Raw genomic sequence first — 15,429 nt, forward strand, 5'->3', positions numbered from 1 at the left:
ATTAGTTATCTTCAAGTACTTTTTTGTATAAATCCAAATATTTTTTTGCCATTATTTGATAATCAAACTGTTTTGCCCAAAGTTTAATTTTTTCACTAAAATCATTCGGGTTTTGGTTGAATGTGTCTATTCCCTTTTTATAAGTTTCAACCATTTCTTTTGGATTGAAATTGTCAAAATAAAAAGCTAAACTACCACCTATTTCAGGCAAACTTGTCTTGTTGCTTAAAAAGACAGGCTTCCCGAAGGCCATTGCCTCAATGGGTGGAATACCAAATCCTTCAGCGATGGACGGATGACAGAGGGTCTTACAATTCTGTATAATTGCATATTTCTCTTCTTCGGATACATTCTTTAGAAAATGGACACGGTTTTCCATTCCCAATTGCTTAATTCTTTCCTTCAGTTCGCTTGTATAAGGTTCTTTTTCTTCGGAAGAAATTGATACAAAATCCTCCTCTATGTACGGAAGCATCTCAATGAGAGATTTTTGATTTTTCTTCTCAAACAAAACCCCTATGTTCAAAATATATTTTTTATTCTTCAAAAAGTTGTATTTTCCTAACTCGTAGGTTCGACTCTCTGGAAGTTCTATTCCATTATAGATAACAGAAACTCCTTTGAGTTTTTTAAAGTTGAAAAGATGTTTGTTTTTTAAGAAATCGTCTTTTACAAAATTTGATATACATACCAAGTAATCTACAGTTTCAAAACTTTTATTTATTCTGTTGTATATTCTCTTTTTTTTAGCTTCTGTAAGGTTTTCATACAAGAAATTCAAATCGTGAAGTGTTAGAATTTTAATGGTATTTGTGTAATTTTTCCTAAAGTGAGGCGTTCCTTGATTACTGATGTGAATCAATTGAAAATTCTGACTGAAGTTCTCGAAATATTTGTGCCATTTTCTGTAGGGCACGATATTATTTCTGTTGATATATTTTGCTAACTCATCTTCAGGGCCAAAGTAATGCACCTCAAAAGGTTTGTTTTGAGTTTCAATGCCTTTAGCTATATTTCTAAATACATTGGCGAGTCCTGAATTTGGATAACGAAGTCTTTCTAAATCTATGAGAATCATTATGAACTTAAAAATCGATTAAAAAATTTTTTTTCGGTGGCTAAATTATGATTTTGGCTGAAAAAGTCAAAGGCTAATTGCTGTTGATGTCTGTAATAATCATCATCAGATATTAATTGATTAATAGCTTCTGCAAACTTTTGCGGACAATCAGCCACAACACACCCATTGTCGGATTTGTTAGATAATCCATCAACACCTCTGCGATTAGTTACTACAGGGATATTGTATGATAGTGATTCTAAAACTTTGATTTTGATTCCAGTACCACTTAGCATTGGACAAATAGTAATTCGGCAGTTCTGATAAAAATCTGTAATATCATCTACCAAACCGTGTATTGTTACATTGTGATAAGGTTGTTTAATTTCTTGTCCTATTCTACCGATGATGTGTACTTTATGTTTTGAATCAATCAAAGGCAAAACTTCGTTCAGGAACCAATTAATTCCTTTGATGTTATGAGGATTTCTACTTGCCACATAAATTATATCGTATTTGTAGACAGATTTTTTTACCAAAGGTTGGTGTTCAAAAGCAATAGGCTGATGCACTACTTTTTTATCTGAAAATTGCTCAAAAATATACTTTTCCTCAGAAGAAAATGTCCAAATTTCGTCAAAACGATTTATTATGTCTATTTCTGTCTGAAAATATTTGCCTATTTTTGACTTCTTATTCCGATTCTGAGCTGTTATAAAATCGTGTGTGTCTACTATTAAATAAGATTTGTACTTAATATCTTTAATCAAACTTCCCCAAGTAGCATAGCTTATAATGATTTTGTCGTAATGTTTTGAGTTAATAATTTTGGTAAACTTCCTATGAAGGAAAGGATTTGAAATATCTATACTTGTTCCTCGCAATAACTTTGGAATAGCATTGGGAATTTTATACAGAAAAATAGATTTTAGAACCTTCTTTTTGTCTATTTTTCTCGGTAAAAGGATAAGATTGATATTTGGATAAACAGTATTGAATTTTTCTATGGTATCAGAATTCCATTCGCCCCAATCACTAATAGAAACAAAATCTACCTCGCACGACTCAGATGCTTGGTTCAGGTAACCGAGCATTTGTTTAAACCGAGTGATGTTTCCAGCAGCACCAGCCACAGGGCAATCAGGTACAAAATAAAGTATTTTTTGTTTCATTTTTTACTTCCGTTAATTACTTCAGAAACTAATTCCTCCCATTGTTCGGCTATTTTTTCTGGATAAAAGTCTTTTACAAATTCTTTTCCTTTGGCACCCATCAATTCGCGAAGATTACTATCCTCCATAAGTTGCACCAAATATTCTTCCATTTCTGACTCATTATTAGCTAAATAACCATTTTCTTGATGTTGTACTAGTTGGTTTACTCCCGAACAGTCTGTAAAACCAATGACGGGTAGTCCAGTTGACATAGCCTCCATAAGAGCGAGAGGAAAACCTTCGTACTTACTGGGAAAGATAAAAATATCCGCCTCTTGTAACTTCTGTAGAGGTGAGTCTGTAAATCCGTGTAAGAAAATTCGATTGCTAAGATCTTCTTTCTCTATCAATTCTTTCAAATACAAATAATCATTCCCTTCTCCCCAAAAGTGTAAATCCCATTCTGGATATTTTCTTGCATTTTTTGAAAAAATTCTTATAGCTACATCCTGTTGTTTACAACTTATTTGTAACGATGCGATATGTATTATAATTTTTCTTTCTTTATTTGGTGGAGTAATTTTATCTTCTACTTTCGGAGCAGGATTTCCGATAACCTTAATGTTACCTCGAAATGTTTCAGGTAAAAAATCTTTATAATTGTCAAATAGAATTTGAATAGCTGTCAATTTTTTATACGATTCCTTCAAATGGAAGATATCTATTTTGCTTCTGTGCCAAAGTAAATCTGTATAGTCGTAGTCTGGACGCCCATTGGTGGAATTGATAATAGGAATATCATATTCATTTTCAAAAGTGATTTCTAATAACGAACCTATTGACATTGTGATGATTAAATCCGGATTGGTAATTTCAATATATTTCTTCCAAGCTTTGGCTCGCTGTCTTAAATTAAACTTGTACAATTCATCCTCGCCACCCACTTTATTTAATATTGTTTTATTCAGAAATTTAGCCTTTTTCTTTTGGAATTTATATTTTAACCACAAAAAAGGATTTTTTCCTTTATAACTATATATAGGATTAAGGGTAATTTGCTTTATATCAGTAGAATATATATTTACAAGTTTAATTTTATTATTTAATGGATAAACTTCTTTCCCTTGTATATTTTCATTGGTAGCAACCTCTACATCATATCCCAAAGAACAGAAATGATTTGCCAGAAAGGAGCAAATTTTTTCTGTACCTCCTCTGCCATTGATAAATGAAGTATGCTGAATTAAAACTATTTTTTTCATAATTCGGGGCGATTGCGCATAGCAGAGCGTATTTTTTCTCTTTTTTGTTTTCGAATTTTTTTTACAGGGACAAATTTTAGCAAAAATAATTTTATTTTTGTTTCTATCCTAAAAATGCACTCTTTTGTCTGGGTAAATTTTGTATATCTTTCAAAAAATAAATCAAACTTCTTATGATTTTCAGCCTTTATAAAGTGACGAAATGGTTTGTTTAACTTTTGAAATTCTTCTTCCGTAATGTATGGAGCAACATTTTTATTGTAAAAATTATTTATTGTCTCAAAAAGTTGTTTTTTCTGTTCTTCTGTAAAAGGCATTTTAAGATACCTATCAAAGGGCTCATATTGTAAAAAAAGAGCTAAATGCAAACTTTTTTGCTCAAATAACTGTCGCTTTACATAGAAATTATTCAAAATGCTTAGCCATAGTGGGATGTCTGTTAATATTTTAGTTGTTTGTTGAATTATAGTTTTATGATTTTGATTTTCGTGCATTCGATAATGGTATATTCCTTTCGGATTAAAACCAATTTTATTTGTTAAAGCCAAAAGTTGATGTGAAAAAATGCCATCTTCACAAGGTTGAATTCCTTCTGGAAAACGAATGTCAACAAATTTTTCTAGTAAACTTTTCCTTAAGAATAGTGCACAAGTTGGGAGTAAAGCCACATCTGGAAATCGCCTACCATAATATTCTCCTACTACTATGATGTCATAATGCCCTTGTTCTGCTACTTTTACAGATGTTTTAATAAAATCTTTTTCTATAGTATCATCAGAATCTAAAAAGTAAATGTAATCTCCTTTTGCTACTTGAATTCCTCTGTTTCTTGTAACAGAAACTCCTCTATTTGTTTGTGATATAAACACTACATTGTGTTCTACGCTGTATTTCTGGCAAACCTCAGTGGAGCCATCCGTACTACCATCATCTATCAAAATTAATTCTATTGCTGAGTAACTTTGTTGAAGAACACTAAGGATAGTTTCTTCCACAAAATTCTCTACATTGTAAATAGGTATAATAACAGATACTAATGGATTCATTTTCAATTATCAAAATATTTTTCCAAAACCATCAAACTGCACAAATCTTCAATATTTTGATTCCAAAATTGTTCACAATGTTTGTGTGCATTTTTTATAATTTCCATACATTTTTCAGGGTGAGAAATATAAAAATTTAGCCGTTCTTCTAAATCCGAGTAATCAGGTTTTATTTCAATATAATGTTTTCCTCCGATAAGAGTGCCTTCCATAAACCAAGTTTCGATGGTAGGTCTGGGCATCACTGCAACTGAATTAGAAGACATTATCCACTTTAAGTTTGTTGCTACATCATTGCCTTGCAAACTTAAAATGAATTTATAATCTAAGTGTTCTTCAATAGAAATTTTAGGTTTAAGCCATTCGCTTTCAGTTATTCCAACCTTGCCTACAGCTCCCAAATCACAAAGTGGATGACCGAAATATTTTTGATAAAAATCATATCGATGTTGTTGATAAATTGCTCCTCTACCAATCAATAAATTTTTCTTTTCATAGAAAGGTTTGTCATTTTCTATCCAAACAAAATGTCGAGCTTTGTCCAAATTTAGCAAAACACTATTTTGATTATCATCGGAAATCGGACGGCTTTTCACGATAGAAGGTGTATCTGGGATGTGTGTAACATCACCAAAGACAAAGTCAATCGGTTGGTTTTTATCAAAAAAACGGGCATACTCATAAGTGTCAAAATAATAAGCCTTTGGCGTTTGAGGCGTTCGTAGGTCCTTAATAGATCTTTTTCCTGACAAAAAAACAGAAGCATTACTGGTTTTGCAGTAATAATTCAAACGACTTTCTACATTTTTGAGCTCTATTTCAGTTGCTTTTGATTTTAAATTTGAAATTTGTCTTTTATAATCCCCACCGCGATTACCAAAAAAACACAATCCATAATTGCGTATATAATACCAAAACTTAACTTGTTTGTTAATTTTCATAACTTTATGTTCACCAAAAGTCCTTTCGGCAAAAATACAGAAATAATTTTAAAAATACTTTATCTCTCTTTTGTTTTACAAGAAAATATTCATACATTTGCCCCAACAATTTTACTTCTCAAAAATAATTAAATCAAGGGTTGGAGTTTATCTGTAGAATGCAGAGGATTCTCCAGTGTTTTTCTTTTGTTTCTTGATTTATTTAAGTTTTATCCTTTTTTATTTTTAGGTGTTTTGAAAATCTGATTGTAAAGTATATCAGGTTTTGATACAATTAGGTCTGTTATGGAAAAACGAAGATTAAGTTTTTGGGAAATATGGAATATGAGTTTTGGTTTTTTGGGTATCCAATTTGGGTTTGCCTTACAGAATGCCAATACATCTCGTATTTTTGAAACATTAGGAGCCAAAGTTGAAGATATCCCAATTTTGTGGATTGCTGCTCCTGTTACTGGGCTAATTATTCAGCCTATTATTGGATATATGAGCGACCGAACGTGGACGCGATTGGGTCGCCGTCGTCCGTATTTTTTAATCGGTGCGATTCTCTCTTCTATCGCATTGTGTATTATGCCGAATTCGCCTTCACTGTGGATTGCCGCTGGAACACTTTGGATTATGGATGCCTCCATCAATATTTCAATGGAGCCTTTCCGTGCTTTCGTAGGTGATAATCTGCCTGATGAACAACGTACTACTGGATTTGCAATGCAAAGTTTCTTCATCGGAGTGGGAGCGGTGGTAGGTTCAGCCTTGCCTTATATTTATACGAATTATTTGGGAATCAGCAATACAGCTCCCGAAGGGGTCATTCCCGATTCGGTAAAATGGTCATTCTATGCAGGAGCTATCGTTTTTCTGGTGGCTGTACTATGGACGGTTTTCTCTTCTAAAGAATATTCTCCTGCCGAGTTGGAAGCCTTTGAAAAGAAAGATGTCAATACCTACAAAAACGAAGTTTCTTCCGAAGAAAAAGCAAAAAAACTAAACTTTTATGGAGCAATTTTTGCTGTCGTGGGGGTTATTTCAACAATTTTTCTTTATTTTTTCAAAATGGAAAAAGAGTTGTACATTTTGGCTATCGGACTGGCAATGTTAGGATTTTCGTTCTTGTTTACGTCTTATCTGCATAAAAGGAAGGTGAAAGAGAATGGCTTTATTTCTATCACTACCGATATGCTTTATATGCCCAAAACGATGAAACAACTAGCTTTGGTTCAGTTCTTTTCGTGGTTTTCGCTTTTTGCAATGTGGATTTACACTACGGCAACGGTAACGGGGCGTATCTATGGAACTACGGATACTTCCTCTCCTTTGTATAACGAAGGAGCAGATTGGGTTACGTTGCTTTTCGCTGTGTACAATGGGGTAGCAGCATTGGTGGCATTCTTGCTTCCTGTTTTGGCAAAAGCTACTAGCCGTAAGGTTACTCACTTTATCTGTTTGTTATTGGGAGGATTAGGGCTTATTTCGGTGTATTTTATAAGTGACCCAAATATGCTTATCGTTTCGATGGTTGGTGTAGGAATTGCTTGGGCGAGTATCCTTTCGATGCCGTACGCAATTCTTTCTGGAGCATTACCTTCGGATAAAATGGGGTATTATATGGGCGTATTTAACTTCTTTATTGTACTTCCACAGATAGTTGCCGCAACAATTTTGGGAGTTATCGTACACAATTTGTTTAATAACGAACCTGTATATGCGTTAGTTGTAGGAGGTGTAGCGATGATTTTATCAGGATTTTTGACTCTTGGAGTGAAAGATTCTATAAAGTAGGCAATAGAAAATAGGCAATAGGGATTAGTGATTAGTAAATAGTGGTTAGTAGTTAGCAAATAGTGATTAGCAATTAGCAGATAGCACTTGCAACTTTATCCTTTCTACTTTATCCTTGTAGCTTGGTACTTGTAACTTGTTCCTTTTTACTTTATCCTTTATCCTTGTAACTCAGTACTTGTTTCTTAAAACATTTAAATTTATACTTAAAATGAAAGCATACATATTTGATTTAGATGGTGTTATTGTCGATACAGCAAAATTTCACTTTATAGCGTGGAAGAAAATTGGACAAGAATTTGGGTTTGAACTCACACACGAACTCAACGAACAGCTTAAGGGCGTAAGCCGTGTTGATTCGCTTCAAAAAATATTGAATTGGGCAGGTGTTTCTGTTTCTGAAGAAAAATTTGATGAGTTAGCAACACGCAAAAATGAAGATTATTTAAGCTATGTAGCTCAGATGAACGAAAACGATATCTTACCTGGTGTAAAAACATTTTTGGAACAGGCAAAGCAAAAAAATATAAGGATTGCTTTGGGTTCGGCAAGTAAAAATGCTCGTCCGATTTTGCAAAAGCTCGGAATCATTTCGTATTTTGATGCCATTGTTGATGGAAATGACGTTAGCAAAGCCAAACCCGACCCCGAAGTTTTTGTGATTGCAGCTCAAAAATTAGGTGTTCAAAATGAAAATTGCGTGGTTTTTGAAGATTCGGAAGCAGGAGTTCAAGCGGCCAAAACGGCAGGAATGAAAGCTATCGGAATTGGAAGTGCAGACGTGCTACATCAAGCCGATGAGGTTTTTTCCGGTTTTGAGGAAATATTACGTGTGGAAAAATAGAAATCCTATGTTTTTTAATTTTAAAACTTATAAATATGTATATTACAGGTAAATACTGGAATAACTATATTGGTGATACAGATGATAGTTTGACATTAGTGGATTATCTTTTAGACAAGCAAAAGGAAGAAATTACCTTGAGTGAAATCTTCTCTGATACACGTTTAGAACGCCTGAATTGGAATTTTCGTCAAACAGATACTTTACTTATTTATACGGATAAACAAGGAATTGAACGCGAGTTTTATTATGCAATTGATTTAATTACTGATTTAGCGGCATTACTTTTGGAATGCAAAAAGAATGGAAGTGTTAATTTGAGCGAACTTTCTGAAGGAAATTTTGATGCTACTTCATTGAATATTAAAATCATTTCAACTCAAGAGGAAAATAAACAAATGAATAAAGCTTTGAAAGATTTTGTAGCAGAACCTTTATCATACGATTTGAGTGAAATGTGTCCGGAAGAAGTGATGTTGGAAATAGCAGAAATCTGTGAAGAATTAAGAAAAGAACTTTTTGAAGAGTAAATTTATCAGTAAAAAATAAAATCCTGTCGATTTAAGTTTTTAATCTGATGGTATAAAGCTATAAACCATATATGACCGATGAAAAACATTGTGAATATACGTCCGATGAATCCGAGCGAGTATTCGTTATTGCAGGATTTTTTGTACGAAGCCATATTTTTGCCCGAAGACGTTACACCGCCACCGCGTGATATTGTCTTTCACCCCGAACTACGCATCTATTTTGCTGATTTTGGTTCACAAAAAGGTGATGTAGCCGTAGTGGCAACAGCTTCGGAACGGATAATTGGTGCGGCGTGGGCAAGAATTATCAACGATTACGGACATATTGACGACCAAACTCCCTCACTTTCTATTTCGCTTTATTCAGAATATCGAAATCAAGGTATTGGTACAAAATTATTTCAAAAATTGCTTGACCAACTTGCTGAGGAGGGCTACGAAAAAGCTTCATTATCTGTGCAGAAAGCCAATTATGCAGCAAAAATGTATTTGAAAATGGGGTTTTATGTCGTCAAGGAAAATGACGAAGATTATGTGATGGTGATTGATTTGAATTCGACAAACACACATTAACAATTGAACGAGATTTGAATAAAATGTCAGAATTACAATTACTTATGGTGTTGCTTCCTGTGGTATTTATGGTGCACGATTTTGAGGAAGTTGTAATGTTCGAGACGTGGCTTTCCAAAAATCGAGATGAATTGAGGCAACGTTTCCCGAAACTGGAAAAATTCCTGACTCGCAATAATTTTTTTGCATATTCCACAGCCGATTTCGCGGTAGCAGTAGCCCACGAATTTTTATTGCTTTCAGTTGTTTGTTATTTGTCGGTTTGGTTTGGAAGTTATGGTTGGTGGTTTGCTGGATTTATGGCGTTTTTCATTCATTTATGGATGCACATCGTGCAATGGCTTGTGTATGGAAAGTATGTCCCAGTGATAATCACCTCCCTACTGTCGCTTCCATATTGTTTTTATACATTTTGGAAGTTTGTTGAATCTGATATTCTGTCTTTTGAAGAGATGTTTTGGTGGACAGTCGTAGGAATTGTAGTAACTATTGTAAGTTTTCCGTTAGCATTCTTTTGGGCGTCGAAATTTCATAAGTTTCGTAAGAAAATGTAAATTTGTTTAAGGAATTATGTTTGAAAATGAAAAATTTTTAAACGAATACTCAAAAAAATAAATATTTTATAAGAATTAAGTGAAAAAATAAAATCATACATAGAATGAATCAAGATTATATCGTGCCGGATAATTGGTGCATCATAGAAGAAGGATTTGAAAAAGACCGCGTAATGCAGTCCGAGAGTTTGTTCAGTTTGGGTAACGGAGCGATGGGGCAACGTGCTAATTTCGAGGAAGATTACTCAGGAAAAACCTTTCAAGGAAGTTATATCGGAGGGGTCTATTATCCCGACAAAACCAAAGTAGGTTGGTGGAAAAACGGCTATCCGGAGTATTTTGCCAAAGTGTTAAACGCTCCAAGTTGGATAGGTATTCGTGTGAAAATCAACGGAGAGGAATTGGATTTGAATATGTGCAAATCGGTCAGAAATTTCAAACGTGTGTTAAATATGAAAGAGGGTGTTTACACGCGTTCGTTTGTGGCGACACTTCCAAGCGGAATGGAAATTCAGGTGAACGTAACTCGTTTTCTTTCATTGCAATACGATGAAGTGGGTGTAATTCGTTATGAGGTTACTCCTCTTAGCGAAAAAGCTACTATTACGTTTGAGTCGTATTTGGATAGCTCTATTGAAAATCACGACACAAACTGGGAAGAAAAATTCTGGAATACTCTCGATGTCAAACAAGTAGGAAACAGAGGCTTTATCGTGGCAGAAACCAAGAAGACAGCCTTTCGTGTTTGTACCTTTATGGAAAATCGGTTGGAAGTAAATGGCGTAGTTTCTAACATTCAAAAGGTAAATCAAAAAGAGAACTACATCGGTTTCGTATATGAAACTTCGGCAGAGAAGAATCAAACCGCTCAATTTGAAAAGTACGCAGGATATGTAACATCATTCAATCATCCGAAAGAAAAATTGATTGAAGAAACGGAGCAATTATTGCTGAAAATTACTGCTTTAGGCTTCAACGAATTATTGAAAAAACAGAAAGAAGATTGGGCTGAGGTTTGGCAAATGGCGGATATCACTATCGAAGGCGATGTCAAAGCACAACAAGCAATTCGTTTTAATATTTTCCAATTGAATCAAACGTATTCGGGTAAAGATGCTCGTTTGAATATTGGTCCGAAAGGATTTACAGGTGAAAAATATGGCGGAAGCACCTATTGGGATACCGAAGCCTATTGTTTGCCTTTCTATATGGCGACCAAAAACGCCGAAGTGGCTCGTAATTTGTTGAAATATAGATATGACCAATTGGGGAAAGCCATCGAAAATGCTGAAAAATTAGGCTTTAAAAACGGAGCAGCGCTCTACCCAATGGTAACGATGAATGGCGAAGAATGTCACAACGAATGGGAAATCACCTTTGAGGAAATCCACCGCAACGGAGCTATTGCGTTTGCGATTTACAATTATGTGCGTTACACGAATGACTTTGCGTACGTTCCTGAAATGGGCTTGGAAGTACTTATCGGAATTGCACGTTTCTGGCACCAAAGAGCGACCTTTTCAAAGGATAAGAATAAATACGTAATTCTCGGAGTAACAGGTCCTAACGAATACGAAAATAATATCAATAACAATTTCTATACGAACTACATCGCTCAATGGTGTATCAAATATGCTAAGGAATGTTTGTATAAAGTGAAAACTTCTTATAGTAGTGATTTTGAGCGAGTTTGGAAGAAAACCAATCTTTCCGAAAACGAAATAGAGCAATGGTTAGCGGTTGCCGAAAATATGTATTATCCGTATTCGGAAGAATTGAATATTTATCTGCAACAAGATGGCTTTTTGGATAAAGAACTTATCACAGTGGCAGAGTTGGATAAAAAAGAACGTCCTATCAATCAGCATTGGTCGTGGGACAGGATTTTGCGTTCGCCTTACATCAAACAAGCCGATACATTGCAAGGTTTCTACTTCTTTGAAGACCATTTCACGAAGGAAGAATTGGCTCGTCATTACGATTTTTACGAACCTTTTACGGTACACGAATCGTCACTTTCTCCGTGCGTACATAGCATTTTGGCGGCTTCTTTGGGAAGAATGGAACACGCTTACACGTTCTATTTGCGTACTTCTCGCCTCGATTTGGACGATTACAACAAAGAAGTTCACGAAGGATTGCACATTACCTCAATGGCAGGAACGTGGATGAGTATCGTGGAAGGCTTTGGCGGTTTGCGTATGCGAAACGGAATGTTACACCTGAATCCGCAAATTCCATCGCAATGGAAAAGTTATTCGTTTAAAGTGAATTTCCGAGGGCAAATCCTTAAAGTTTCAGTGTCACCAAAAGAAACAAAACTTTCGCTCGAAGGAATATCTTTACAATTGAGCATCAACGGAAAAGATGTTACTGTTGAAAACGGAAAAGAAATGATAGTGAGCTTGTAATACATAAAAATAAAAGGCTACTTTACTGAAAAGTAGCCTTTTATTTTTATGAAAATTGTATTAATATTAATCCCTTGAAGAGGCAAAAACTTTCAAAGCCCAGTAAATAAGAGTTGCTAAAGAACCTAAAGCTGCTACTAAGTAAGTTCGAGCTGCCCATTTCAGTGAGTCTTCAGCTCCTTTGTATTCTTCCTGAGAAACCATATTTTTGTTTTTAAGCCACGCTAAAGCTCTGTTACTTGCATCATACTCAACAGGTAATGTGATAAAGCTGAATAGGGTAGCAAGAGCAGACATAATAAGTCCTGCAATAGCTACATAAATTCCGAATTTGGAAGCAGCCATAAGTGCTAATCCTCCAATAATTACCCAAGTTGATAAATTTGACGAAATACTAACAAGAGGTACTAATTTTGAACGCATTGTAAGCCACTTATATGCTTGAGCGTGTTGCACGGCGTGTCCGCATTCGTGTGCTGCTACTGCCGCTGCCGCTGCATTTCTTTCATTATAAACAACATCGCTTAAGTTTACGGTTTTATTCATTGGGTTGTAATGGTCCGTAAGCATACCTGGAGTTGAAATAACCTTAACGTCATAAATTCCGTGGTCGTGTAGCATTTTTTCGGCAATCTCAGCACCTGACATATTGTTGCGTAAACGAACATTTGAATAATGCTGAAATTTTCGCTTTAACTGCCAACTTACAGCCATACTAATCAAACCAAATAAACCAAGAATAACATAATATCCCATCATAATGTTTTGTGTTTTTAAAAGTTACTTTCTATTCTCAGCAAAATCTTTGCCAAATTTGATGCAAATATATTCTTTTTTGTAACAAGTAGAATTTCTTACAGAATTATTTTTTATGGAATTTCTTTGTTGATGGTTTTTAAATATATTTGTCAGCTAAAAAACACAATGTATGCGAAAGAACATTTTCATTTTTCTGTTTCCTTTCCTTTGTTTTGCACAAAAGCAATATAGTTATGAGAATATACAACTCAATAGTCCCTATCTTTTTTATGAGGATAAACGTGAGGAACAAGAAATTATTTTATCACTCATAGATGCCTATTTTTCCAAAAATCTTTCCTTACAAGAGAAAACTACCTTTTGGAAAATTCCCAAAAACTCTGTTTTTTTGAGAAGCTACGATTTGTCCTGGATTCAACAAGAAGCTAGCATAAGAGGAGACTACATACCTACTATCTTGTCAATGTTATATATTGATGAAAAATATCAAATTCGAATAGCTTGGGTGGGAAATACTCCCGAAGATGACAAAATATTAGCTACTTACAATTTTTTAGTAAATAAAGATTATCAGTTCGAAAATATGTTTGATAATCAGTTCGATACATTTACAAAAAGAAAAATTAAAAATCTGACATTTTATTACAAAAACTCGAAACTTTTCCGTAAAGAAGATGTGAAAAAAGCTTTGAAATTTAACAAGGAAATGGCTGATTTTTTTGAGCTACCCGAAATTGATTTTTCGTGTTTTATTTTTGATAATTATTTCGAGCAAAAAAATTTGAGAGGTTTTGATTTTGATACAGATATGAGGGTAGGGCGTGAAAAAGGAGGCGTGGCTTTTCCTTATTTAAAAGTTATTTTCTCGGGAAATGGTACGGCTTATTATCCACACGAAATAGCACATCTGTACACTCGCTAAAAGGCAAAAAACGAAAATTCATATCTTGATGAAGGGATAGCTGTCTATTTTGGTGGTTTAGGGGGACTCTATTTTCCTCAAATTATGCGAGAATTATATTCATTTTTACAGCAAACGGATATTGATATTTACCAAATTATTGAAACAAAAGACAATCTGTTTGTTAAAACGGATATAGACTTTCATTATGCTTTTGCTGCTTTGTTATACCACACTATTTTGGAACATCACGGCAAAGAAAAACTCTTTGAGTTATTGGATTCAGGCGATAATTTGGATGTTTTTTGGGACAAAATCAAAGCCACTTTTAGCCTGAAAACGGAAGAATTTCATAATTTCTTTTTGAAAGAATTGGAGAAATATGTAAAAAGTAAACCATAAAATAACTCTGTGACGATGTTAAAATATTTGAAAATCATTTTATTAATCCCTTTTCCTGTCTTTTGTTTTGCACAAAAGCAATATAATTATGAGAATATACAACTTAATAGTGCATATCTTTTTTATGAGGATAAACGTGAGGAACAAGAAATTATTTTATCACTTATAGATGCGTATTTTTCTAAGAATCTTTCTTATCAAGATAAAACAACCTTTTGGAAATACAATGGAGAGGAAATAGACATTAGAGGAGGAGATTTATATTTTATAGAAGAAAAGGCAAACATAGGGAGTTACACCCCCACCATTTTATCAATGTTATATATTGATGGGAAATATCAAATCCGAGTGGCTTGGATGGGAAATACTCCAGAAGATAATAAAGTATTATCCACCTATAACTTTTTAGTAAACAAAGATTATCAGTTCGAAAATATATTTGAAAATCAAATAAAAACATTTACAAAAAGAAAAATCAGAAATCTAACATTTTATTACAAAAACCCGAAACTTTTCCGTAAGGAAGATGTGAAAAAAGCCTTGAAATTTAACAAGCAAATGGCGGAGTTTTTTGAGCTGCCCGAAATTGGTTTTTCGTGTTTTATTTTTGATAATTATTTGGAGCAAAAAAATTTGAGAGGTTTTGATTTTGATACGGATATGAGAATAGGTGAAGCTTATGGAGGCTTAGTTTCCACAGACCAAAAAGAAATTTTCTCAGGAAATGGCACAGCCTACTATCCACACGAAATGGTACATTTATATACAGCTGAAAAAGTCGAAAACAAAAACCATCTAGTGGATGAGGGTATCGCTACCTATTTTGGAGGTGCACGAGGACTAAACTTTTCTGAACTAACGCAAATTTTTTATTCATTTTTACAAAAAGAAAATGTTGATATTTACACGATGCTTAATAAAGGAGAATTTACTGTCATCAATACAAAGGTTGATTCATATTACGCTTTCTCGGCTTTATTATGTCACACCATTTTGGAACATCACGGCAAAGAAAAACTTTTCGAACTACTTGATTCAGGTAACGATAGGGAAGAATTTCTTTGCAAGATTGAAGAAACTTTTAATATACAACCTTCTGAATTTCATTCGTTTTTTATGAAAGAATTAGCAAAGTATGTTCAATGTAATAAATAAGCAGAAAGGCTCAGAAATTTTAATTTCTGAGCCTTTCATACACTGAAAAAATTTG

General features: G+C 34.1%; 15 protein-coding genes. 9 read left to right on the forward strand and 6 right to left on the reverse strand.

The genetic code is table 11. The features are described from left to right. Position 1: 1 nt before the first annotated feature. From YW9_RS0100775 to YW9_RS0100795, 5 genes are read right to left on the reverse strand one after another with little or no spacing between them, the layout of a single operon-like run. Positions 2–1,078 carry a glycosyltransferase family 4 protein gene (locus tag YW9_RS0100775; protein ID WP_018278268.1) on the reverse strand — a complete coding sequence of 359 codons (1,077 nt, stop codon included), beginning with the start codon at positions 1,076–1,078 and terminating at the stop codon, positions 2–4. Continuing rightward, positions 1,078–2,232, reverse strand: coding sequence for a glycosyltransferase (locus tag YW9_RS0100780; protein WP_018278269.1), 1,155 nt, complete (start codon positions 2,230–2,232; stop codon positions 1,078–1,080). Before YW9_RS0100780 ends, YW9_RS0100775 begins: the two co-directional genes overlap by 1 nt. Then, complete coding sequence (locus tag YW9_RS0100785) at positions 2,229–3,476, reverse strand: glycosyltransferase (RefSeq protein WP_018278270.1); 1,248 nt, start codon at positions 3,474–3,476, stop codon at positions 2,229–2,231. The genes YW9_RS0100780 and YW9_RS0100785 overlap by 4 nt, the downstream gene beginning before the upstream one ends. After that, positions 3,473–4,522: a glycosyltransferase family 2 protein gene (locus tag YW9_RS0100790; protein WP_040353556.1), complete on the reverse strand. Its 1,050-nt coding sequence runs from the start codon at positions 4,520–4,522 to the stop codon at positions 3,473–3,475. The genes YW9_RS0100785 and YW9_RS0100790 overlap by 4 nt, the downstream gene beginning before the upstream one ends. A gap of 2 nt (positions 4,523–4,524) precedes the next feature. Beyond that, positions 4,525–5,463 (reverse strand): glycosyl transferase family 90, encoded by a 939-nt coding sequence (locus tag YW9_RS0100795; RefSeq protein WP_018278272.1) that lies wholly within the window; start codon positions 5,461–5,463, stop codon positions 4,525–4,527. 285 nt (positions 5,464–5,748) lie between these two features. Here YW9_RS0100795 and YW9_RS0100805 point away from each other — a divergent pair, with 285 nt between their 5' ends. From YW9_RS0100805 to YW9_RS0100830, 6 genes are all read left to right on the forward strand, one after another. Beyond that, a complete protein-coding gene (locus YW9_RS0100805; RefSeq protein WP_018278274.1) occupies positions 5,749–7,242 on the forward strand; it encodes an MFS transporter in 1,494 nt (497 codons plus the stop codon). 211 nt (positions 7,243–7,453) lie between these two features. Continuing rightward, entirely contained in the window at positions 7,454–8,086 is a 633-nt protein-coding gene (pgmB, locus tag YW9_RS0100810) for a beta-phosphoglucomutase (protein WP_018278275.1), read from the forward strand. A 35-nt stretch (positions 8,087–8,121) separates the two neighbouring features. Further along, a complete protein-coding gene (locus YW9_RS0100815; RefSeq protein ID WP_018278276.1) occupies positions 8,122–8,616 on the forward strand; it encodes an imm68 putative immunity domain-containing protein in 495 nt (164 codons plus the stop codon). Between the two features lie 78 nt (positions 8,617–8,694). Beyond that, positions 8,695–9,192 (forward strand): GNAT family N-acetyltransferase, encoded by a 498-nt coding sequence (locus YW9_RS0100820; RefSeq protein ID WP_155848687.1) that lies wholly within the window; start codon positions 8,695–8,697, stop codon positions 9,190–9,192. A gap of 23 nt (positions 9,193–9,215) precedes the next feature. Next, entirely contained in the window at positions 9,216–9,746 is a 531-nt protein-coding gene (locus tag YW9_RS0100825) for an HXXEE domain-containing protein (RefSeq protein ID WP_013998331.1), read from the forward strand. 104 nt (positions 9,747–9,850) lie between these two features. Then, positions 9,851–12,157 carry a glycoside hydrolase family 65 protein gene (locus YW9_RS0100830; RefSeq protein ID WP_018278278.1) on the forward strand — a complete coding sequence of 769 codons (2,307 nt, stop codon included), beginning with the start codon at positions 9,851–9,853 and terminating at the stop codon, positions 12,155–12,157. Positions 12,158–12,223: 66 nt separating this feature from the next. Here the strand turns inward: YW9_RS0100830 and YW9_RS0100835 are convergent, their stop codons facing one another. Next, entirely contained in the window at positions 12,224–12,916 is a 693-nt protein-coding gene (locus YW9_RS0100835) for a zinc metallopeptidase (protein ID WP_026193703.1), read from the reverse strand. A 169-nt stretch (positions 12,917–13,085) separates the two neighbouring features. Here YW9_RS0100835 and YW9_RS0100840 point away from each other — a divergent pair, with 169 nt between their 5' ends. The 3 genes from YW9_RS0100840 (at position 13,086) to YW9_RS0100850 (ending at position 15,374) form a co-directional block, all read left to right on the forward strand. After that, positions 13,086–13,838 carry a hypothetical protein gene (locus tag YW9_RS0100840; RefSeq protein WP_018278280.1) on the forward strand — a complete coding sequence of 251 codons (753 nt, stop codon included), beginning with the start codon at positions 13,086–13,088 and terminating at the stop codon, positions 13,836–13,838. A gap of 84 nt (positions 13,839–13,922) precedes the next feature. Beyond that, complete coding sequence (locus YW9_RS0100845) at positions 13,923–14,219, forward strand: hypothetical protein (protein WP_018278281.1); 297 nt, start codon at positions 13,923–13,925, stop codon at positions 14,217–14,219. Between the two features lie 15 nt (positions 14,220–14,234). Beyond that, positions 14,235–15,374 carry a hypothetical protein gene (locus YW9_RS0100850; protein WP_018278282.1) on the forward strand — a complete coding sequence of 380 codons (1,140 nt, stop codon included), beginning with the start codon at positions 14,235–14,237 and terminating at the stop codon, positions 15,372–15,374. Positions 15,375–15,429 lie beyond the last annotated feature (55 nt).

The organism is Capnocytophaga cynodegmi DSM 19736 (assembly GCF_000379185.1).
GTDB classification, from domain to species: Bacteria; Bacteroidota; Bacteroidia; order Flavobacteriales; family Flavobacteriaceae; genus Capnocytophaga; species Capnocytophaga cynodegmi.

Coding starts and splice junctions, on each gene's coding strand:
- YW9_RS0100785 (WP_018278270.1), bottom strand. CDS start 3,476: ATGAAAAAAATAGTTTTAATTCAGCATACTTCATTTATCAATGGCAGA.
- YW9_RS0100790 (WP_040353556.1), bottom strand. CDS start 4,522: ATGAATCCATTAGTATCTGTTATTATACCTATTTACAATGTAGAGAAT.
- YW9_RS0100830 (WP_018278278.1), top strand. CDS start 9,851: ATGAATCAAGATTATATCGTGCCGGATAATTGGTGCATCATAGAAGAA.
- YW9_RS0100815 (WP_018278276.1), top strand. CDS start 8,122: ATGTATATTACAGGTAAATACTGGAATAACTATATTGGTGATACAGAT.
- pgmB (WP_018278275.1), top strand. CDS start 7,454: ATGAAAGCATACATATTTGATTTAGATGGTGTTATTGTCGATACAGCA.
- YW9_RS0100805 (WP_018278274.1), top strand. CDS start 5,749: ATGGAAAAACGAAGATTAAGTTTTTGGGAAATATGGAATATGAGTTTT.
- YW9_RS0100825 (WP_013998331.1), top strand. CDS start 9,216: ATGTCAGAATTACAATTACTTATGGTGTTGCTTCCTGTGGTATTTATG.
- YW9_RS0100780 (WP_018278269.1), bottom strand. CDS start 2,232: ATGAAACAAAAAATACTTTATTTTGTACCTGATTGCCCTGTGGCTGGT.
- YW9_RS0100845 (WP_018278281.1), top strand. CDS start 13,923: ATGCGAGAATTATATTCATTTTTACAGCAAACGGATATTGATATTTAC.
- YW9_RS0100795 (WP_018278272.1), bottom strand. CDS start 5,463: ATGAAAATTAACAAACAAGTTAAGTTTTGGTATTATATACGCAATTAT.
- YW9_RS0100775 (WP_018278268.1), bottom strand. CDS start 1,078: ATGATTCTCATAGATTTAGAAAGACTTCGTTATCCAAATTCAGGACTC.
- YW9_RS0100820 (WP_155848687.1), top strand. CDS start 8,695: ATGAAAAACATTGTGAATATACGTCCGATGAATCCGAGCGAGTATTCG.
- YW9_RS0100850 (WP_018278282.1), top strand. CDS start 14,235: ATGTTAAAATATTTGAAAATCATTTTATTAATCCCTTTTCCTGTCTTT.
- YW9_RS0100840 (WP_018278280.1), top strand. CDS start 13,086: ATGCGAAAGAACATTTTCATTTTTCTGTTTCCTTTCCTTTGTTTTGCA.
- YW9_RS0100835 (WP_026193703.1), bottom strand. CDS start 12,916: ATGATGGGATATTATGTTATTCTTGGTTTATTTGGTTTGATTAGTATG.